The sequence below is a fragment of the Paenibacillus camerounensis genome (assembly GCF_000723885.1).
GTDB lineage: Bacteria > Bacillota > Bacilli > Paenibacillales > Paenibacillaceae > Paenibacillus_AQ > Paenibacillus_AQ camerounensis.
This window is the reverse complement of record NZ_CCDG010000019.1, coordinates 12,684-31,402: the sequence shown is the minus strand read 5'-3', so window position 1 is coordinate 31,402 and position 18,719 is coordinate 12,684. Positions and strand designations below refer to the sequence as shown.

The following is an 18,719-nucleotide window of genomic DNA, read 5'->3' as shown; positions in this document are numbered from 1 at the left end:
CTGTCTAAAAACAAAAATAGGTATATATAAATCCTGGAAGCACAGCCAGCATGAACGGAAATCTCAGTCCCTGACTTTGTAAGCCGCTTGTTAACACGCCGGGCTTCTGCAGCAGCAGAAAGCCGGCGGTTCTGCTGAGCATGCTGCGGATTCTCCCCGCCGCCTCCCGCCTGAACAGAACAATAATCCAGCCGATTACAGCCCCGAACAATACAGAATACATAATGACCTCAAGGGTAAACCAGATTCCTGTCCAGGCTCCTATCCCTGCAAAAAGCTTCACATCCCCGGCTCCGACTGCACCCGTCACATATAGCAGCAGCAGGGCAGCAAAGCCGGCAGCTGCGCCGGTGAGTGCAAACAGCAAACCGCTGCCCCCGTCTGCAATGATTCTTGACATTAACCCTGTAACCAGAGCAATCACAGAAATCCAGTTCGGTATCCTCATCCACCGCAGATCCGTAACAAAAGCTGCTGCCAGAATACTAAGACAGCCTAAGAAGGCCCATCCTGCCATCGTCACCCCTCCTCCCGCTAGAATCTTTTTACTACTTTAAAGGTTGCCTCCAGACTTGTCCCGTCTTCAAGCGTTACAACAAACGTCCATGTGCCCGGTGTCGTATTAACCCCGATTTTCCATTCCCATTCAATAAAGCCGGCTTCGTCTGCTTCTTTCCAGCCCAGATATTTAGCTGTACTCTGGCCGCTTTTATAAAAAATTGAAAGATTCGCCGCTGCTCCCGGTGGAACCTTAATCCTGATCACGCCCTGCTTATTGGCTACGCCCGGATCCGGTTTATCAAGAATGATAATATATGCCTGCGGCTCCTCATTCCCGTCTTCCCCGCTTTGTTCGGCGGCATCGGTATTCCCGATCCAGATTCGTTCAACACTGCCGGCTTCCAGGACGATTGCTTTATTCAGAAAGGGCACCTTCATCGGCAGCTCATAGCTGACCACTAATCCGAAGTACGGGCGCGAACCCTCCTTCAGCTCAGGAATTGTGACATTGGAGACATGTATCCGGTCATAATCCAGCCAATCCGTTGCCAGATAAGGCTTCATTAAAGGCTTCAGCGCAAGGTCAAGCACAGCCTGGGACGCCTCAGCCTGAAGCTCCTGCAGAGGGCCTTCCGCCCGCTGCACCGCAGCCCTGACCCATTCATCAATAGGTGAAGGCATTGTATCCGCGTAGCTGCCGCTCCACTCCTGAAGCGACAGGCGGGGAATACTCCACTTCCCGGACGGCTTCCCTGCATCCGGCGCTCCGCCGGGTCCTGCCGGATCTGCAACGCTGTTCTCTTCCTCAGCCAACCTCTGCGCGGCCAGTGCAGCCGGATAGATATGTGTCGAAATCATTTTTACTGTGTCGGATGCAGTGCTCTGCAGAGCCGTCGAATACAGCGTCATCTGAATGATATAGATCAAAAAAAGGACAAACAGCAGAAACACCGGAAGCACCATCGCTGCCTCAACTACCATACTCCCTTCATCCCGGCGTTTCTGCGCCTGCAGACTCCAGCACTCCATTCCGCCCTCCTTCTGCTGCTAATAAGAAAAATCCGCCTGCACAGCACGGTAATATACGTTGCCTTCTACTTCGCCCGGAAGCCCGGAGCTGTAATCCAGCAGCTTCACCGTCCCCGGCAAAAACCACAGCCTAAGACCCATGCGGATCTGGGCAGAAGCATAAGTAAATTTTTCCTGCGGGTTAATTCCCGTGTTCAGCCTGATTAGGGCAAGCATGCGGGACAGTTGGGCTTCACCTGCCCCATGCAGGAGCATGAATAACCTTAAATAACCGCGGTAGTCCAGCATAGTCGGCAAGTATTTGGATAATACGACTTCGCCAGCTTTGCTCAACTGAAGCATATCCTGAACCGCCTGCTCAACTCCGTACAGCAGCGCTGCGGCTAAAATAGCCAGCGGGTTGCTGAGCCGGGCATTCTCGATAAATCCCTCCATCGTCCGTATTGCCAGCCTCAGTGCAAAAATTTCACCATAGGCAGCGGCTATATTTCCTGCAGGATTATGGAATCCGTACAGAATATACTCCAGCTCCTGGGCATGTGGATCAAGCTGGCCGGACAGGGCGGAGAGCAGGCTGTCTCCGGAATCAGAAGCGGCGGCAGCCAGCAGGGAGAAGTCAAAATGCTGAAAATAAGCTGCCGAATACTCCGTCTGGAACAGCCTATCCCTTGCCCCCGTCATAATGCTGCCTATAGCCGCATATAGCCCGTCTACATCACTCATTGCGGAGCTGCCCGCAGTATATACATCCCTGCTCCCGGAATCTGTTGTCCGTGCATTATCCTCTGCCTGATTAAACCGGATACTGTCCTCGTAATATTGGCGGAGCGTGTTGTACCGCTGCTGCGCTGCTGCCGCGCTATCGCCGAGGCTGCGAAGCTGATCTATCAGCTTCATTGCATCTCCCAGCTTGGCTTTAGCCTGCTGCTCTATCTGCTTGCGTTCACTGTCGGCGGTACGGTGTGCCTCGATCTCAGCAGTCTCTGCGGATATAACTGCACCTGAGTTGCCGTAATTCAGCAGATAGCTGCTGACAGCTTGTGAAGCATCCAGCACAGCAGCACTCATCCGGGGAACATCGGCATAAAGTCCGGCAGCTTCTGCCAGAGCAGCAGGCAGAGCAGATACTGCCGGCTCCCCCCCCCCGGCGGCCTGTTCCTGAACGGTTATATTCCGTTCCAGCGTACTGAGCTCGCCCGGTGCAAGGAGCAGGTTGTCCTCCTGCTCACGCAGCTTAGACAAAACCTCTGTATCAAGTCCCTTATTACTGCTGCCGGGAATATTCCAGCTGTCCGCCGATTCCTGCCCGCTCTCAGCGCTGCTTACCCTGGACTGCTCAAGTAAAGTCTTCATCTGTGTGTTAAGTTCTGACGCTTCACGCAGCGCAGCCTTAGCTTCAGCCACATGAGAATCATGCTGCTGTCTGAAAGCAGACAGCACTTCCGGTATTCCGGTAAGCCGCTTCGCAGACTGCTGCAAATAGCGGCCGATGTCATACTGGTATCTTTCAGATTCCTTCTCTCTGTCACGGTACAGGTCGGTATAGTATTTGCCTACATAATCGTTATACATAGCCGCTATATCCGCAGCTGTTTCAACACTGCTTAGCGAACGGGTACCGATATAATCCTGCGGCGGATTCATAATGATCTGCTGCAGGCCTCTTGCACTCTCCGCTGCCTGCCGCCGATGTTCAAGCATCCGGTCAAGCGCTGCTTCACGCGCATCATACAGGGGCTGAAGCTTACCGAGGACCTTCGTTGAACGAGAAGCCTCCCCCATTGCAGCCGCCAGCGGCTTGAATTTGCCTGCCAGCTCAAGAGCAAAGTCAACCGGTGCTTTGTATTTCATCTCCTCCGCGATCTGCCGGCGGAAAATATCGTAACTGCCGATTGAACGGCTCCAGGCCAGGGAAGAGCTGTCCAGCTTGACCGGCAGCAGATTAAAGGCATCCCCCCGTCCGCTTTCGTACAGGTTGTCGTTGAGTACTCCGGATAGCAGCTGATCCCCGTTATCGCCTCCGAAAGCAAACAGTCCATAGCTTTGCTGAAGGCTCAGGTCATAGGAAGACATTACTGAGCGCACCGCCGCCCTGGCCAGTCTCTCCTGCTGTACACTCGCAGCAGCGATACGCGCATAATCAATCAATACAGCGGTGAACAGGAAGACAAAGGCGAGTACCATGATCAGAAAAACGGATACTGAGCCATCCTCTTTCATGCTGCATCCCGGTATCCGGTTGCTGTCTTGAGTTGTCTTTGTCCGGTTCATTGATCTCATCTGTACCCTCCGTCCTGTTCAGCTGGCCTCACTTCTTCAGAGTGTTCAGCATCTGGCCGGCCTCCTGCTTATCCATGCCCGTCCCGGAGCTGTTCTCCTGCTTACCGTTCTTAAATTTGGCGGCGTAATATCGCATCAGCTCAACTGTGCGGATAAATTCCACCGGTTCCGTGACAACCGCCTGTGTCGTTACTATTGGCTCTGCCTTATCCTCCATAAGCCTATCCAGCACTGGCAGCCGAAGTACACGCTGCAGCTCAGTGCTTATCCTGCGGCCGGAAAAATTGTAGCTGTAGTTCATCTCTCCAGTCATATTCGCCGGAAGCTTCTCCGCCGAATGCTCAAGCTTCAGCTTGGGCAAAGAACCTTGAGCCCCTGGTGCCGGTATCGCAAGCTCCACTCCCCCATTTACAGACCCTGTACCAAACAGGGAAGCAAGCAGCCCGTCTTCGCCGATCCGCCAGTACAACGAATCATAGCTCCCGGCCGGAAACGCTCCGCCGGCACCTTTATTACTGTTATCCCAGTTATAGGCAGCACGCTCAGCTGTGGCAGAAGAAAACTGCAGCAGCATTGTCCGCTGATAGGTATATAAGCTGAAGAAAAGAAGCAGCATTGTAATCATCATAATGATAGGAAGCAGCAAAGACGCTTCAACTGTGAAACTGCCTTCATCACTCCGCAGATCCATTACTCAAAAACTTCCTGGCTCTTGCTTCCCGCCGTACTGATTAAATCCTTGACCACCTTAGTAATTTCCGTACGGAATACCAGAACCACTGCGATCAATACCGCAATAATCATGATCATTTCCAGCGTACCCAGCCCTTCCTCATCCTTCCACAACCGTTTGGCAGCTTCTGCTATCATTAATTTCATTTTCCTCATCCTCCTACATTTTGAGCATCATGATTGCCGGTGTTCCCACCAGCACAATAACAATTAAAAAGATAAGCACCATCGGAAATACCAGCTTCGAGGAAGCCTGTTCCCCGCGCGTACGGCTAAGCGCTTTTCTCTTCTCCCATAACATCCGTGAGAGATCACGCAGCGAAAGTACAAAATCCGCACCGCCCCTGCGGTAATTCAGCAGTACTGTAGTTGTAAACAGCGACGCCTCCTGCACGGCACAGCGTTTGCTGAACTGTTCAAATGCCTGCTGGAAGGAATAGCCGCTCTCCCATTCGGTAATCATTGTAAAAAGCTCCTTGTAGAGCGGATGGCTGTAGTCACCCCTGCGGCTCTCCACACAGCGGATAATGGCCCGCTGCACGGTCTCGCCGGCGCCAACCAGCAATACGATGCTGTTGAGCAGCTCCGGCAGCTCAAGCACAATATTCTGCTCCCGCAGCCTTACCTTTTTGTGCAGGTCACTGACGAGAGCAACCGGGAGAATCAGGGCCAGGAGCACCCCAAGAATAATTCCGGTCTCCTCGCCGCTGAGCAGGGTCAGCAAGCTTCCGCCCAGCAGGAACAGCCAGCTGAAGCAGAGCATCTCCCCCATAAAGAGCAGCGTCCGCTCCGAACTGTAGCGCAAGCCATAGCTGCGCTGCAGCGAGCGTTGTATTCTCAGCACCACCGTGGGCAGATAGCTGGCAATCTTCCATTTCTCAACCAGCAGCAGGAAGGGCACTCCGGCGGCGCGCAGCTTCAATCCCTCCATCGTCAGGCCTCGCAGTACGTCATAACGGCTGCCGCATCTCAGGCGCAGCAGCAGCCAGCCGAGAATCAGTACAATTACTGCGGCACCGCTTATCCATTGCATTTCCCCACCTCCTCACAGCCCTAGAGCGGAATATCCATGATCTTGGATGTCCAGCGGTAGCACAGGTATAGTCCGGCCAGCGAAAGAGTTGAGATCGCCATGCCTGCCCCTGTATACATCGGCTGCATATAGTCGCTTGCCGTCAGGCTCATGAAGAGTACCATCAGCAGCGGGGCGGCCAGCAGGGCTTTGGCTTCGAACTTCTTCTGGGCAATGCTTACGGCAATATCCTGCTGGATATCCAGCTTCTCCCCGATAATAGAGGAGGTCCGGCGTACCACCTCAACCAGATCTCCGCCGGTTCGTTTGCAGACGGTGAACACATCGGCAAACCGCTCCACATCCTCCATTCCGGACCGGCGGCTGAAATCATGCAGCGCCTCTTCGATCGGCTGATTGTACTCCATCCGCGTGCAGATAATGGTCAGCTCCGAGAGCATGTCACTGTTCCCTTCCGGATCAAGCATCTGCAGATCAGCCACAGCTTCGCGGAACGCATTCTCCACTGAACGCCCGGCTGACAGTGAGGAGGAAAGAGAAAACAAAGTCTGCTTAAACTGCAGATTAAGTGCAGCGCGCCTTCGGTCCCGCAAATAATTGCGCAACAGCCCCGGTGCATAAGCTGCCCCCGGCACCAGCAGCAACGAAATCAGCAGCTGATGATAGAACAGATAACCGATGCCGAACATCAGCAGCCCGCCGGCCAGCACCGCTGATATTTTCAGGCGCGGAGATAAGGCATACACTGTATAATCCGGCAGCTGCGTCCCGCTGTCCGGCTTCTTCTTGTCTGATAGATCCCGCTGCCCGGGCCTTTGCTGCGTCTGCCGTCTGTGCATCTGCTTCAGCATACCGGCTCCTTCACCTCCATAGCCGATGCAAATTCCTTCAGCGGATAATGGTGTATACCGGCCATCCCCAGCTTGCCGGTATGCATCAGCGGATTGCCGCATGCAGCCAGCTTGCCTTCAACCACTCCATCACGTTCCCCCGCTTCACGGAATTGGTACAACGGGTTAAGCACCACCTCCCCTTCCCTTAATCCGGCAACCTCGCAGATTTCTACTACCCTGCGTGAGCGGTCCCTCAGCCTGGAGAGATGCACGAATACATCGATAGCAGAGCTGATCTGCTGCCGGACTACGGCAACAGGAAGGTCCGCTGCACTAAGCACCATCGTCTCCAGCCGGCTGACCATATCCCGCGCACTGTTGGAGTGTCCTGTAGATAAGCTTCCGGCATGGCCTGTGTTCATCGCCTGCAGCATATCGAGACATTCAGCTCCCCGGACCTCACCCACTACAATGCGGTTAGGCCTCATCCGCAGGGAGGAGCGGATCAGATCGCGGATGCTGATCTCTCCGCGCCCCTCCGTGTTGGCATTTCTCGTCTCGAGAGAAACCAGATTAGGTACAGTAACAATCTGCAGCTCCGCTGAATCTTCAATGGTAATGACCCGCTCCTGTGGCGGGATGAACTGGGACAAGGCGTTTAGAAATGTAGTCTTCCCGGAGCCCGTTCCGCCGCTTATAAAAATATTGTAGCCGGCAGCTACCAAGGTCTGCAGCAGCTCTGCCGCCTCTTTGCCTAGCGCCCCCCGGCGCACCAGATCATTCATGGTCATCGGTGTTTCGGGGAATTTGCGGATCGTCATCGCCGGCCCCTTCAAGGCAACCGGGGGCAGCACCACGTTGACCCGGGAACCGTCACGCAGCCGTGCATCTACAATCGGAGTAGAATCATTGACCACGCGGTCCACACCGGAGACCACTGACTGGATAATATCCTCCAGCCGGCTCCTCGATTCAAAAGCCAGCGGCAGCCGCCGGATCTGTCCCTCCTCCTCTACAAATATCTCCTCATGGCTGTTGATCATAATCTCGGTAATAGCCGGATTATCAACGAGCGGCTGCAGGATATCCAGCCCCCGGAAGGAATCGAACAGTTTTTTTACCAGCTCATGCTTCTCCTGGGCAGTCAAATAACGTAAGCTCTGCATCTCTAGAATAGTCTGTTCGATATAGCGGCTAAGCTCACGGTTCCCGACAGCAGAAGTAACATCAAGCCCCGCACGGATCTCACGCTTCAGCCTTCTGAATAATTCCTCATTCATACCGGCTACCCGTGAACACTCCCGGCAGCAGCGGCTCGACAATATCACGGCATATCTGCTCTACCCCTGCTATAAAGGGCGGAGATTCCAGGCACAGCTCCACATGATGCTGCAAAGCCCAGGACGGGATATAGGGAAGCTGGTTATCCGGTGTTATGCCCCCGGGAGCAGGGTTATTTTTGCCGGATGCTCCGGCAAAGTTCAGAATGAACCGGCTTTTATCCTGAAGATCCTGCGGCCATCCTGAATGGGCGTTGCTGCCGTGCTGCAGCCATTTCTCTGTCTTATACAAGCTTTGCTCATCATTTCTGAGCATCCAGAGCAGTATCCCGCAGCGCTTCAGTACAGCCTGGCTGCGTTCTTCCTCCAGACTGCCGGTATCAACCAGCACTACGTCATAGTTGCCCGCCGCACTAAGCAGATTCAATAAATCCAGCGTATCCGGCTGTGTCATTTGCAGCATTTCCTTAAAATTCTCTACAGGCCTGAACCCGTCACAGCGAAGAGCTTCATGTCTGCATACATATTTGCCAAGCTCAAGCTTTACCGCCGCATCCTCAGTTCCATCCGCTTGCCTTACCTTCAGCTCATACAGCAGCCGTTCCAGGCCTTGCGCCTTGTGTGAGGGCATTTGCACCAGCAGCCCGCTGCTGTCAACACTCTCCAGGTTCAAATAAAATACTGACAATCCCCTTGCCGCCAGCTGTTTGGACATATTAAGCGACAGCGTTGTTTTGCCGCTACTGCCGCTGGCCGAGACGATTCCGAGCAGCAGTGTTTCCTCTCTGAGGGCAGATTCTGCTCTGGGCCGCCTTACTTCGCATAACTGGAGTACAGCTTCCAGCAGTGAGGGCAAAGCCTGATATTTCTGAATGACCGTCCCGCCGGCCAGATTTGTACCGTTACCGGCTATTCTCCCGTCCTCGCTGAGAACAGCCCAAGGTACTTTGCTCCTTCCTTCTACCAGCCAGGATTCAATAAAAGAAGGATCGCCCACTACCGCATCCGCCGGTTCGCCGCTGGCCATAAACTCCATGAAGGTATCCGGCCTGCTGAACGCGGAAATCCGCAGCAGCTCCCCGTAATCACTGTGATGCACATAATGCAGCAAAGGCTCAATATATTGACTCTCGCGAACGGCCAGCACAATCCTCGCTGCCATAATAACCACTCTCCTTTCAGACAAAGCAAAAAAAGCACCGTCAATAACCGCAGTAATACGGTCATTGAACGGTGCTTCCGCTCGTAATCCTATAATTTACAGCTATAGTAGCATATATGCAGTAGAGCGGCAATCCTTTTTTTCAAAAAACAGTATTTACCTCGCTATACCTCTACTGGAACAGCATGTCCGCAATAGGATATATCCCCAAATTACATTAGGTGTTATACTTTTATTTGGTAAACTTTTCCCATACCAACACTTTCATTTAAAAGGAGACCTCACACAGATGAAATTACTACCCGGTTTTATTGCCGCACTTACCTTATCCGGCGCAATCAGCCTTTCGGCTTCCGCCGCAGAGAAACCGATTACAGTCCAGATCGACCAGGAACAGCTGCAGCTGACCACAAACGCCCCGCTCAATGACGGCCATGCCATCCTTGTACCGATGCGCCCTATTTTTGAGAAGCTGGGACTTAGTGTTGTATTTGATGCCAAGACCAGCACCATTACCGCAACAAAAGAGGGCCTGGTTATCAAGCTGCAGCTCGGCAGCAAAAACGCCAGCATTAACGGCATTGTGAAGCCGCTCCAGACCGCTCCAAAAATGATAAAGAATGTTACTTATGTGCCAGTCCGTTTTGTAAGTGAAGCTACCGGCAATAACGTGGTCTGGAATGCAACTACGAGAACTGTCGAAATTACCAGTCTGCAGGGCACCGATGATACAGTCTCAGTAGCCGATTTCTTCAGTAATTATGTAAAATACTCAAACGAAGAGAACTATGAAGGCTTCATGAGCCTGATTGACTCCAAATCGCCGATTGCCCAGATCGGTCCGCAGATCAAGCAGCAGTTCGAAACCTATAACCTCAAAAATTCGGTTGACCAGCTCAATATCATCGAGCTTAAAGCCAATGAAGCAACTGTACATACCATCGAATCCACCGAAAAAATCAGCGGGCCGTTTATGCCGAACAGCCAGACTGAATATATTTACTCCCTGACACGCAGCACTAAGGACGCTGACTGGAAAATCAGCAATCTCCAGCTTCAGGCCGTGCAGTACAGCCTCCCGGAAAGCGCTCTGACAGCAGCCGTAACGGTTCCAAAGGCAGATGAAGATGCGATCAAGGCTGTATTTGCCGCCAATGTCGATTACACCAATAAAGAAGACCTGGATGGCTTAATGTCCACCATAGACGAGAACTCTGCGGGTTATGAGCAGAATAAGCTTGTAGCGGCCCAGCTGTTCCAGGCTTATGACCTTGAGGGCACCATTGAATCCTCGAAAGTCATCGACTACCAAGGTGATACTGCTGTGTTGTATTCAGTGCAAACCATTAAGAAGCTTAAAGGTCCGCAGTTCCAGGATAACCGCAATACTACCATTACTACACTCACCAAATCTGCAGACGGCAAATGGAAGCTTGTGCAGAGCTTCCTGCTTTCAACTGAACCGCTTAAATAGCACATTGAATCACATCAGGGCATAGAACATATGAATTTTTACATTGGCACACAAAAAAGCAGCGGGAGCTCCTCCGCTGCTTTTTTGAAATTCCCGCTCACAGGAACCTGCTCCTAATCTCCGGCGATGGAATCAGGCATGTCTCATCCCGTCCAAACCACCGGTAACGGTTCCTGGCTACAAACCGGTATAGTCTATCACGCAGCGGGCGGGGTACAATAATGAAGGCATAAACGCAAGGATACGGATACCGCAGTTTACGGGCAATTCGCAGCACAGCAGAAGATTCCGTGTACACTCTGCCGTTCTCAAGAAGGATTACCGTATCCAGCCGGCCAGCCTCAAGCCCTGCAGCCAGCAGATGTGCCCGCCCTTGTTCACCCTGAAGCGGAGCAAACTTAATACGGCCCTTAGGATCTCGCGGAATAATGAACCTGACCAGCCCCTGGCACAGATGGCAGACCCCGTCGATCAGCACAACGCTCTGCCCTGCTTCCGGACTTTTATCCTTTTCCAAACGCTGCACCCCCTCCAGGCACCTTTCTATTTCCTGCTATCCATATATAAAACAAAAACGCGGGATAGCTCCCGCGCATTCATTGTCCGTCCGTTACCCTTATTCAGCAATTGCCTTTTCGATCCACTGGTCACCGATCATCTGATCTTCGAATTCAGCAGTGTAGGCTTCCATGCATTTACAGATGAAGTCCTTGCGGCACACCGGGCATGGGGTTTTGAGCAGGCGGCTGATGTTCGTCATTTTCCATTCCGGATTCCGGCTGTAGAACGCGCGGCATTGTGTTCCGTCAGCAGTCTTAATAATAAATTCGTACAAGCCCTCTTTATCATTGCTGCTGGCTTTCGTCACATTCGTAATTTTCGGTCTGTAAGACATCTTCATCACCCATTATCTAAATTTTTGGTTCTAATAGCACACGTAGCTTTAACAGATACTTAGACATAATAAAGATTTTTGGGGTTGATGTCAACCGAAGTACGCGCTGCCGCCTGCCAATTATCCCGTTTATCCGGTTTCCGACTATATTTAGCCATTATTCCCTAAAATAGAGCTTTATACTGTCCTTATATCACATTTAGCTCAACTTCAATATTTCCGCGGGTCGCTTTGGAGTACGGGCAGAAATCATGCGCTTTTCGGGCCAGTTCCTCAGCCTTGGAACGCTCAACGCCCGGTATGCTGATGTCCAGCTTCACACCCAGCTTAAAGCCGCCGTCACTCTCATCCTTGCCGATCATTACATTAGAAGTAACCGTAACATCCTGAAGCTTCACGCCTTCTTTACGGGCAATATTGGCAAGCGCACTCTCATAACAGGCCCCGTAGCCCGCTGCGAACAGTTGCTCAGGATTTGTGCCGTTCCCGCCGGGTCCGCCAAGCTCCTTAGGCATCTTCAGATCATGCTTCAACACACCGTCCGAAGATTCTACAGAACCTTCACGTCCCCCCCGGACAGTTGCTGTCGCTGTATACAAAGCCTTCGAATTTAATGTGCTCATCGTTGATCGTCTCCTTTTATAGTGAGTTTTGGTCGTACACACCTTAACTTTAAACCTCAGGTTAATTTTGAAACGATAATACCGCTCTTGTCACAATCCGGATGTTTGCATTCCATAATAAATAGTGTAAAATTAAATTGTGATAAATTTATGTTCGGGAGGCCAAATTCATGAGTATTTATGATTATGAAGCTAATACCCTGCGCGGCCAGGAAGAGTCGATGTCCAAGTACAAAGGTAAAGTGCTGCTCGTTGTGAACACAGCCAGTAAATGCGGCTTCACCCCCCAGTATAAGGGTCTCCAGGAGGTCTACGATAAATTCAAGGACCGCGGTTTTGAAGTGCTAGGTTTTCCGAGTAACCAGTTTGCCAGCCAAGAGCCGGGCCAAAGCGAGGATATCGCCGAATTCTGCGAGATTAATTATGGAGTAACCTTTCCGATGTACGAAAAAGTTGATGTAAAAGGCGACAGTGCACATCCGCTGTTCAAATATCTGTCCAAGGAAGCACCAGGCGTACTGGGCTCCAAAAGTGTGAAGTGGAACTTCACCAAGTTTCTGGTGGATCAGGAAGGCCGTGTGCTGAAGCGGTTTGCCCCTTCGACCACTCCGGATCAGATTGAAGCCGATATCGCTAAGCTGCTGGACTAATTCATTTTACCGTTGACCATACAAAAAACTCCCTGTAACAGCCTGCCGGCCATGTACGGGGAGTTTTTTTATCACACAAAATTACCACTTCATAAGAACGGCAACAATGGCGATTAATGCAGGTACGGCTTGAATATACAAAATTGTCTTTTTGGCAGTCAGACTGCCCACAATTCCGGCAATCATTACGCAGCCGAGAAAAAACAGCTGAATATGCTGGCCGACAGCTACATCCGGATACACGATCCCCCAGATCAGCCCCGCTGCCAGAAACCCGTTATACAACCCCTGGTTAAAAGCAAGCCCCTTTGAATCCTGTGCCGCCTGTGCCGTAGTCCCAAATGCCTTCTGCCCCTTCGGTGTCGCCCACAGGAACATCTCCAGATAAAGGATGTAAATATGTAACAACGCAATTACCGCAACCAATACTACACTAACAGTCATGTAATTCCCTCCAAGATTAAATGTAATCACATTATATCACTAACAATAATATTTTACACAATTAATTTCAGATTAATATATCTTTTCGTTTCCATAAAATAATCTGGCATTTATCTTAGACAAGCTACATCACCAGCCAAGTCTTAGCATCCTCTGGATCGTCATAATATTGAATTGCTGCCGCAGCTTGGCCGGCATGCTTACGCAAATACCTGTGCAGCCGATGTCTGCTGAAATAATTCCCGACAATCGCCAGCTTTCGGATATGCGGCTGAAGCCTGATCAGGTTCCCTGAAAGTTCACGCATCACTTCCTTCGTAAGCCGTGTTTCATATAAATCTACCCATACAGCAAGGCGTTTAGGCTGCCCTAAAATAAAAGCCTCCTCCGCTTTCATTAAATCAAACAAAGCTTTGCTGTCGGTATGAAAGCTGCCGTACTTCAAACAGTGTATCTCTCCGCCCTTATAATAATACGGAAAAATAGAGCCTCCGGGAGATTTGAGAATCATCGAATATTCCTCCATATAATCAGTTTTAGGTTATAGTAAAAAAACAACAGGGCACCAACTCTCATCTAGAGAATTACTGCCCTGTTGTTCTGTACAAATTATTATGCGGTAGAGAGGACTCGAACCTCCACGGGTATACACCCACTACCCCCTCAAGATAGCGTGTCTGCCATTCCACCACTACCGCGCGGTGTCTTACAAAAGGTAAAGCTTTGTTTGAGGTCAACATTCAATATTATAAACCGGTTTGCAGTAAATGTAAAGATGCCGGCTTAGGAATTTTCCTCTGCCTGCTTTTGTTTACGGTATCGGGTAAATGCTATGTATTCCTCGATAAACTCTTGCTCTTTGGGCAGCAGCTCTTCACTGTGGCAACTCAATTGCCGCATTTGGGCAGACAAATACGCTTCTCCTTCTTCACGAACCCCATCAGCAGCCGCTTTACCCAAAATCAGCCAATCCAGACTGACATGAAAAAATTCAGCGATGCGGATCAGATGCTGCGTTCCCGGTGTAGACTTTCCGCGCCTCCAGTCCCCGAAATTGCCTGAGCTGATATGGAGCTGCTCATAGAATAGCTTTTTGGTAATTCCCTTCTGCTTAATCAGATATTCAATCCGATCATAGATCGTCTGCATCGTTCAACCGCCTTCCACAGCATTTTTTTGACGCAAATACGTTATTTAGATTGTAAAATGACGTAAAAAAGTGTATAATTGGTTATTATTAGTTCCAGATGATTATATCATACGGCTGGATGGTCGATAAGAGGTGAAGCCTGTTGAACAGCAAACGTCCCGTGACCCCCTATGGCTGGGCAATCAAACAGAGGCTGACAGAATTACAGCTGGATCAGAAGAAATTCTGCGAGCTGCACGAAATACCGCCCTACCGCCTGTCTAATCTGATTCATGGTACACGGAAGGCTGAACGCTACAGGCGTCTGGTGTCAGAGCTTCTGAACCTGCCTCCGTACTGACAGCCCATCCTGCATGCACTCAAGGAGCGATAACCTTGCCATTAAGCTTATCTACAGCCCTCACTGCTTCTCTTAACGCCCTGACACATAAAGCGCTGGTTATAGACAGAACCGGAATCATCCTGTTTATGAATAATCATTGGAAGACGTTCCCGGAGCATTACAGGCTGTCACAAGCGGGCGGAATGACGGGAAGCCACTATCTGCAGCTCTTTGAAGAGTGGATCACCATCCCCGTCCAGCTCACAGCACTGGCTAATGCTGTACAGGACATCCTTCAGGGCGGACGTTTGATTTCCAGCTCTGATTTTTTTCTGCATATCCCTGACCAACCTGACCGTGTGTTCAGCCTGGACGCTTTTCCGTTATTCACTGAGCGCTCCTGCGGAATTCAGTCACTTGTTCTTTCCCTGCACGATAAAGGTCCTGCTGAGCCCCGCCAGCATGAGCACACCCGCAGCTGTCATCCTTTGCGTCCCCGCCGTATTACCGGCAGTCTCGTGCCCATATGCGCGTCCTGCAAATCTGTCCGCAGCAGCCTGGAAGAATGGATCACTGTTGAGCGGTTTCTTCATGCCCAGCTTTCCCTGCAATTCACCCATGATATTTGCCCGGATTGCATCCGCCAGCTGTATCCCCAATATGCCGGAGTTCTGAACCAGTAATATTCTAAAACTTCTGCGCACAAAACAAAAGGAACGAAATCCTTGAGACCAAGGCTTCCGTTCCTTTAATTATGCGGTAGAGAGGACTCGAACCTCCACGAGCATACGCCCACTACCCCCTCAAGATAGCGTGTCTGCCATTCCACCACTACCGCATATATGGTGACCCGTAGGGGATTCGAACCCCTGTTACCTCCGTGAAAGGGAGGTGTCTTAACCCCTTGACCAACGGGCCTTATTCATAATTTGTGTTTACCACAACAAAAATGAGTATATCAAACTCCGCTAGCTTTGACAAGTGCTTTTTTCTGAATCGTGAAATCCTGAAAATATCCGGGAGGCGGATGCGGAAAATACCAACACCGCCCCTCCCGTCCAAAGACTGTATAGACTGCATTGAAGACATGCCCGCTCATAATTGCCTTAGCTGCCCGGCAAAGCCAGCGCCTCAGCTCCGTCAACCGGCTCATAGCCTAGGCTCTTGGCTACCGCGGTATTCGTCACCTGCCCGGCTGCTACGTTAAGCCCGCGGGCCAGTGCCGGATTGTCAAGCACTGCCTTGCGAATGCCCGAACCGGCAATCTGCAGTGCATACGGCACTGTCACATTAGTGAGCGCAAGCGTCGAGGTACGGGCCACTGCCCCCGGCATATTGGCTACTGCATAATGCACGACGCCGTGTTTTACATATGTCGGATTCTCATGGGTAGTTGTACGGTCAATGGTTTCGATGGAGCCGCCCTGGTCAATCGCCACATCCACTATGACAGAGCCTTCACTCATCTGCTGTACCATATACTCCTTCACCAGCTTGGGGGCACGGGCGCCGGGAATCAGCACGGCCCCTATCAGCAGATCGGCTTTGCGTACCGCCTGCTCTAGATGATAGGAATCCGACATGATTGTAATGAGGCGCCCGCCAAAAATATCATCCAGATAGCGGAGCCGGGCGGCATTGTTATCGAGTATAGTCACTCTTGCACCAAGTCCCAGCGCCATTTTAGCCGCATTTGTACCGACAACGCCCCCGCCCACGATTACGACCTCACCGGGCTGTACCCCGGGCACGCCGCTCAGCAGAACCCCCTTCCCGCCCTGCGGCTTTTCCAGCAGCCTTGCTCCGATCTGAACTGCCATCCGCCCCGCAACCTCACTCATCGGGGTCAGCAGCGGCAGCGAGCCGTCCGCAAGCTGGATGGTTTCATAGCCAACAGCTGTAACTCCTCCGTCCACCAGCGCTTTGGTAAGCTCTGCCTCAGGCGCAAGATGCAGATAAGTGAACAGAATAAGGCCCTTGCGGAAAAAAACATATTCTTCAGCCAGCGGCTCTTTCACTTTAAGGACCATTTCCGCTTCATTCCATACTTGAGCAGCTTCCGGATACAACACTGCGCCCTTATTCAAGTACTCTCCGTCACTGAAGCCGCTGCCGGCCCCAGCCGACTGCTCAATCAGCACCTTATGGCCGGCTTTACAGAGGGCTTCCACTCCCGCCGGGGTGAGAGCTACACGGTTTTCGTTGTTTTTGAGCTCTTTCGGTACTCCGATAATCATGTCTGTTCCTCCTCTATTCAGGATGACAAAAGAAAGGCCCGCAAAGGAGCCTTTCTCTGTAGAGTCCATTATTCATTCCCCACATCATATGCGGAAGAATCGCTTAAGGATTAACCTTTGCTTCAAAAGTCTGAACACCGCCGACAAATTTCAGCACGACAGCAGCTTTAACCGGGTCATGGGTTTCGTTCAGAGTGATTTTACCGGTAGCCAGCTGCAGATCCTTGGTTGCTGCCAGAGCATCCTTGATCTTAGCCGGATCAGCTTCACCTGCACGGGTGATTGCATCAGCAACCAGCTTAAGCGCATCATAGCCGAGAGCCGCCATACCGTCAGGTACTGCACCGCCGTTAGCTGCTTTGTAAGCATCAACGAACGTGGTTACTTCTGTTGCCGTATCTTCAGGTGAATAGTGGTTGGACATAAAAGTGTTCTCTAGCGCTGCTGCACCGGCAATTTCAGCCAGCTGCGGGGAATCCCAGCCGTCGCCGCCCAGGAACGGTACAGTAATACCCATCTCACGGGCCTGCTTCACGATTTTACCCACCTCTTCATAGTAGCCCGGCAGATAGATAACATCCGGATTAGAGGCTTTGATGCGGGTCAGAACCGCTTTGAAGTCAGAGTCTTTCTGCTGATAGGATTCCTGGCTCAGAATTTCTCCGCCGTTAGCCTTGAAGGTTTCTTCAAAGAACTTCTGCAGACCCTTGGAGTAGTCACTCGAAGTATCTGTATAGATCACTGCCGTTTTAGCACTGAGATTGTTGCTTGCAAAGTTAGCCATAACCTGGCCTTGGAACGGATCGATAAAGGCTGCGCGGAATACCCATTCGTTCACATCGCCGCTGCGCTCGTCAACTGTAACCTTAGGGTTGGTTGCACCAACAGCTACAAGCGGAATCTGCTTCTCGGTAGCAACCGGAACGATCCCAAGTGTGTTCGTAGAAGTGGATGCACCGATAATTGTAACCACTTTATCGTTGGTGATCAGCTTCTGTGCTGCCTGAGTTGCCTCTTCAGATTTCGAGGCATTGTCGGCAATAACCAGCTCAAGCTGCTTGCCCAGAATACCGCCGGCTGCATTGATCTGGTCTACAGCGAGCTGAGCGCCCTTGGATGCGGAGTCGCCGAAAGAAGCCTGGCCGCCTGTAAGCTCAAGGTCGGCACCGATTTTGATTGTGCCCCCGGCAGCTGCATTACCGCCGCTTGCAGAGTTAGCGCTGTTCTCTGTGTTGTTGCCGCAGCCTGATGCCAATACCGCAGTCAATACTGTTGACAAAATGATGGCCCCAATTTTTTTCATAGTTTCTCCCAGCCTCCCGAATAATATTATTTCTATGTGTTGGATCTGTGATGCTTCAGATACATTTATCTAGTGGCCGAGATAGGCCATTTTGATCTCTTCCGAATCTGCCAATTCCTTGGCGTCTCCCTCCAGAACCACTTTTCCGGTTTCCAGCACATAGGCGCGGTGAGCAATCTTAAGTGCTTGATGGGCGTTCTGCTCAACCAGCAGCACCGTTGTACCGGCTGCGTTAACCTCCTGTATAATCTTAAAAATATCCTGCACCAGCAGCGGGGCAAGGCCCATTGAAGGCTCATCCAGCAGCAGCAGCTTAGGGTGTCCCATAATAGCACGGCCCATGGCCAGCATCTGCTGTTCACCGCCGGACAACGTTCCGGCCTGCTGCTTTTTACGCTCAAGCAGTCTCGGGAACATGCTGTAGACTCTCTCGAAATCAGCGGAAAGGCTTTTACCGTCCTGTAGGTAAGCCCCGAGCTCAAGATTTTCCTCTACTGACATATTGGCGAACACGCGCCGGCCTTCCGGGCAATGAATCAGCCCCTGCTTCACTATTGACTGAACACTCTGGCTCGTGATGGATTTACCCAGAAACTCAATACTGCCGGTCTTAGGCTTAAGCAGCCCGGACAGCGTCTTGAGCAGCGTGGATTTCCCTGCGCCGTTGGCGCCGATCAGCGTCACAATCTCTCCCTGGTTAACCTGAATACTGAGATCCTTTAATGCGTGAATGGCTCCGTAGTAAACGTTGATTCCCTGTACTGTAAGCAT

At 51.4% G+C, this 18,719-nt stretch carries 22 protein-coding genes and 3 tRNA genes; 4 read left to right on the top strand and 21 right to left on the bottom strand.

The window, feature by feature from the left end; genetic code table 11:
* Positions 1–4: 4 nt before the first annotated feature.
* From BN3772_RS07475 to BN3772_RS07435, 9 genes are read right to left on the bottom strand one after another with little or no spacing between them, the layout of a single operon-like run.
* Complete coding sequence (locus BN3772_RS07475; RefSeq protein ID WP_042198307.1) at positions 5–517, bottom strand: A24 family peptidase; 513 nt, start codon at positions 515–517, stop codon at positions 5–7.
* 17 nt (positions 518–534) lie between these two features.
* A complete protein-coding gene (locus BN3772_RS07470) occupies positions 535–1,530 on the bottom strand; it encodes a TadE family protein (RefSeq protein WP_042198304.1) in 996 nt (331 codons plus the stop codon).
* 18 nt (positions 1,531–1,548) lie between these two features.
* Positions 1,549–3,810 (bottom strand): hypothetical protein, encoded by a 2,262-nt coding sequence (locus tag BN3772_RS07465; protein ID WP_052380410.1) that lies wholly within the window; start codon positions 3,808–3,810, stop codon positions 1,549–1,551.
* Positions 3,811–3,838: 28 nt separating this feature from the next.
* Entirely contained in the window at positions 3,839–4,501 is a 663-nt protein-coding gene (locus BN3772_RS07460) for a TadE/TadG family type IV pilus assembly protein (protein WP_042198303.1), read from the bottom strand.
* The gene (locus BN3772_RS07455; protein ID WP_042173587.1) at positions 4,501–4,689 is read right to left on the bottom strand and encodes a Flp1 family type IVb pilin; all 189 of its coding nucleotides are present in this window, start codon (positions 4,687–4,689) and stop codon (positions 4,501–4,503) included. Before BN3772_RS07455 ends, BN3772_RS07460 begins: the two co-directional genes overlap by 1 nt.
* A 13-nt stretch (positions 4,690–4,702) precedes the next feature.
* A complete protein-coding gene (locus tag BN3772_RS07450) occupies positions 4,703–5,575 on the bottom strand; it encodes a type II secretion system F family protein (RefSeq protein WP_042198300.1) in 873 nt (290 codons plus the stop codon).
* A 20-nt stretch (positions 5,576–5,595) separates the two neighbouring features.
* On the bottom strand, positions 5,596–6,426 hold the full coding sequence (locus tag BN3772_RS07445; RefSeq protein ID WP_086074449.1) for a type II secretion system F family protein: 831 nt from the start codon (positions 6,424–6,426) through the stop codon (positions 5,596–5,598).
* Entirely contained in the window at positions 6,420–7,688 is a 1,269-nt protein-coding gene (locus tag BN3772_RS07440) for a TadA family conjugal transfer-associated ATPase (RefSeq protein WP_042198298.1), read from the bottom strand. The genes BN3772_RS07445 and BN3772_RS07440 overlap by 7 nt, the downstream gene beginning before the upstream one ends.
* A complete protein-coding gene (locus BN3772_RS07435; RefSeq protein WP_052380409.1) occupies positions 7,681–8,850 on the bottom strand; it encodes a P-loop NTPase family protein in 1,170 nt (389 codons plus the stop codon). Before BN3772_RS07435 ends, BN3772_RS07440 begins: the two co-directional genes overlap by 8 nt.
* A gap of 289 nt (positions 8,851–9,139) precedes the next feature.
* On the opposite strand from BN3772_RS07435, the gene BN3772_RS07430 reads away from it, so the two are divergent.
* Positions 9,140–10,324 carry a copper amine oxidase N-terminal domain-containing protein gene (locus BN3772_RS07430; RefSeq protein ID WP_042173581.1) on the top strand — a complete coding sequence of 395 codons (1,185 nt, stop codon included), beginning with the start codon at positions 9,140–9,142 and terminating at the stop codon, positions 10,322–10,324.
* A gap of 97 nt (positions 10,325–10,421) precedes the next feature.
* On the opposite strand, the gene BN3772_RS07425 is transcribed toward BN3772_RS07430, so the two are convergent.
* From BN3772_RS07425 to BN3772_RS07415, 3 genes are all read right to left on the bottom strand, one after another.
* Entirely contained in the window at positions 10,422–10,841 is a 420-nt protein-coding gene (locus BN3772_RS07425) for a thiol-disulfide oxidoreductase DCC family protein (RefSeq protein ID WP_042198296.1), read from the bottom strand.
* Between the two features lie 99 nt (positions 10,842–10,940).
* Positions 10,941–11,219, bottom strand: a complete 279-nt coding sequence (locus tag BN3772_RS07420) for a hypothetical protein (RefSeq protein WP_042198294.1) — start codon at positions 11,217–11,219, stop codon at positions 10,941–10,943.
* Positions 11,220–11,407: 188 nt separating this feature from the next.
* Positions 11,408–11,842: an organic hydroperoxide resistance protein gene (locus BN3772_RS07415; protein WP_042198292.1), complete on the bottom strand. Its 435-nt coding sequence runs from the start codon at positions 11,840–11,842 to the stop codon at positions 11,408–11,410.
* A 170-nt stretch (positions 11,843–12,012) separates the two neighbouring features.
* On the opposite strand from BN3772_RS07415, the gene BN3772_RS07410 reads away from it, so the two are divergent.
* On the top strand, positions 12,013–12,492 hold the full coding sequence (locus tag BN3772_RS07410; protein ID WP_042198289.1) for a glutathione peroxidase: 480 nt from the start codon (positions 12,013–12,015) through the stop codon (positions 12,490–12,492).
* A gap of 81 nt (positions 12,493–12,573) precedes the next feature.
* On the opposite strand, the gene BN3772_RS07405 is transcribed toward BN3772_RS07410, so the two are convergent.
* The 4 genes from BN3772_RS07405 to BN3772_RS07390 form a co-directional block, all read right to left on the bottom strand.
* A complete protein-coding gene (locus tag BN3772_RS07405; protein WP_042198286.1) occupies positions 12,574–12,936 on the bottom strand; it encodes a DUF1304 domain-containing protein in 363 nt (120 codons plus the stop codon).
* A 124-nt stretch (positions 12,937–13,060) separates the two neighbouring features.
* Positions 13,061–13,447, bottom strand: coding sequence for a hypothetical protein (locus BN3772_RS07400; RefSeq protein WP_244444693.1), 387 nt, complete (start codon positions 13,445–13,447; stop codon positions 13,061–13,063).
* A gap of 104 nt (positions 13,448–13,551) precedes the next feature.
* Positions 13,552–13,634 (bottom strand) — tRNA-Leu (locus BN3772_RS07395).
* Positions 13,635–13,719: 85 nt separating this feature from the next.
* Positions 13,720–14,085: a helix-turn-helix domain-containing protein gene (locus BN3772_RS07390; RefSeq protein ID WP_042198281.1), complete on the bottom strand. Its 366-nt coding sequence runs from the start codon at positions 14,083–14,085 to the stop codon at positions 13,720–13,722.
* Between the two features lie 143 nt (positions 14,086–14,228).
* On the opposite strand from BN3772_RS07390, the gene BN3772_RS07385 reads away from it, so the two are divergent.
* Together BN3772_RS07385 and BN3772_RS07380 are read left to right on the top strand one after the other, a co-directional pair.
* Positions 14,229–14,426 (top strand): Rha family transcriptional regulator, encoded by a 198-nt coding sequence (locus tag BN3772_RS07385; RefSeq protein ID WP_042173561.1) that lies wholly within the window; start codon positions 14,229–14,231, stop codon positions 14,424–14,426.
* A gap of 35 nt (positions 14,427–14,461) precedes the next feature.
* A complete protein-coding gene (locus BN3772_RS07380; RefSeq protein WP_042198279.1) occupies positions 14,462–15,091 on the top strand; it encodes a nitrogen regulation protein NR(II) in 630 nt (209 codons plus the stop codon).
* A gap of 72 nt (positions 15,092–15,163) precedes the next feature.
* On the opposite strand, the gene BN3772_RS07375 is transcribed toward BN3772_RS07380, so the two are convergent.
* From BN3772_RS07375 to BN3772_RS07355, 5 genes are all read right to left on the bottom strand, one after another.
* Positions 15,164–15,246 (bottom strand) — tRNA-Leu (locus BN3772_RS07375).
* Positions 15,247–15,251: 5 nt separating this feature from the next.
* Positions 15,252–15,326: transfer RNA gene (locus tag BN3772_RS07370), tRNA-Glu, on the bottom strand.
* A gap of 188 nt (positions 15,327–15,514) precedes the next feature.
* Entirely contained in the window at positions 15,515–16,645 is a 1,131-nt protein-coding gene (ald, locus tag BN3772_RS07365; RefSeq protein WP_042198277.1) for an alanine dehydrogenase, read from the bottom strand.
* 103 nt (positions 16,646–16,748) lie between these two features.
* Positions 16,749–17,948: an ABC transporter substrate-binding protein gene (locus BN3772_RS07360; protein WP_042198274.1), complete on the bottom strand. Its 1,200-nt coding sequence runs from the start codon at positions 17,946–17,948 to the stop codon at positions 16,749–16,751.
* A 69-nt stretch (positions 17,949–18,017) separates the two neighbouring features.
* Entirely contained in the window at positions 18,018–18,719 is a 702-nt protein-coding gene (locus BN3772_RS07355) for an ABC transporter ATP-binding protein (RefSeq protein WP_042198272.1), read from the bottom strand.

Bases quoted from the DNA above. Each gene is read 5' to 3' on its own strand.
- BN3772_RS07470 (WP_042198304.1), bottom strand. From the start codon at position 1,530: ATGGAGTGCTGGAGTCTGCAGGCGCAGAAACGCCGGGATGAAGGGAGT.
- BN3772_RS07445 (WP_086074449.1), bottom strand. From the start codon at position 6,426: ATGCTGAAGCAGATGCACAGACGGCAGACGCAGCAAAGGCCCGGGCAG.
- BN3772_RS07440 (WP_042198298.1), bottom strand. From the start codon at position 7,688: ATGAATGAGGAATTATTCAGAAGGCTGAAGCGTGAGATCCGTGCGGGG.
- BN3772_RS07360 (WP_042198274.1), bottom strand. From the start codon at position 17,948: ATGAAAAAAATTGGGGCCATCATTTTGTCAACAGTATTGACTGCGGTA.
- BN3772_RS07460 (WP_042198303.1), bottom strand. From the start codon at position 4,501: ATGGATCTGCGGAGTGATGAAGGCAGTTTCACAGTTGAAGCGTCTTTG.
- BN3772_RS07400 (WP_244444693.1), bottom strand. From the start codon at position 13,447: ATGATTCTCAAATCTCCCGGAGGCTCTATTTTTCCGTATTATTATAAG.
- BN3772_RS07430 (WP_042173581.1), top strand. From the start codon at position 9,140: ATGAAATTACTACCCGGTTTTATTGCCGCACTTACCTTATCCGGCGCA.
- BN3772_RS07455 (WP_042173587.1), bottom strand. From the start codon at position 4,689: ATGAAATTAATGATAGCAGAAGCTGCCAAACGGTTGTGGAAGGATGAG.
- ald (WP_042198277.1), bottom strand. From the start codon at position 16,645: ATGATTATCGGAGTACCGAAAGAGCTCAAAAACAACGAAAACCGTGTA.
- BN3772_RS07410 (WP_042198289.1), top strand. From the start codon at position 12,013: ATGAGTATTTATGATTATGAAGCTAATACCCTGCGCGGCCAGGAAGAG.
- BN3772_RS07475 (WP_042198307.1), bottom strand. From the start codon at position 517: ATGGCAGGATGGGCCTTCTTAGGCTGTCTTAGTATTCTGGCAGCAGCT.
- BN3772_RS07450 (WP_042198300.1), bottom strand. From the start codon at position 5,575: ATGCAATGGATAAGCGGTGCCGCAGTAATTGTACTGATTCTCGGCTGG.
- BN3772_RS07435 (WP_052380409.1), bottom strand. From the start codon at position 8,850: ATGGCAGCGAGGATTGTGCTGGCCGTTCGCGAGAGTCAATATATTGAG.
- BN3772_RS07420 (WP_042198294.1), bottom strand. From the start codon at position 11,219: ATGTCTTACAGACCGAAAATTACGAATGTGACGAAAGCCAGCAGCAAT.
- BN3772_RS07415 (WP_042198292.1), bottom strand. From the start codon at position 11,842: ATGAGCACATTAAATTCGAAGGCTTTGTATACAGCGACAGCAACTGTC.
- BN3772_RS07355 (WP_042198272.1), bottom strand. From the start codon at position 18,719: ATGCTTACAGTACAGGGAATCAACGTTTACTACGGAGCCATTCACGCA.
- BN3772_RS07405 (WP_042198286.1), bottom strand. From the start codon at position 12,936: ATGACTGTTAGTGTAGTATTGGTTGCGGTAATTGCGTTGTTACATATT.
- BN3772_RS07465 (WP_052380410.1), bottom strand. From the start codon at position 3,810: ATGAGATCAATGAACCGGACAAAGACAACTCAAGACAGCAACCGGATA.
- BN3772_RS07390 (WP_042198281.1), bottom strand. From the start codon at position 14,085: ATGCAGACGATCTATGATCGGATTGAATATCTGATTAAGCAGAAGGGA.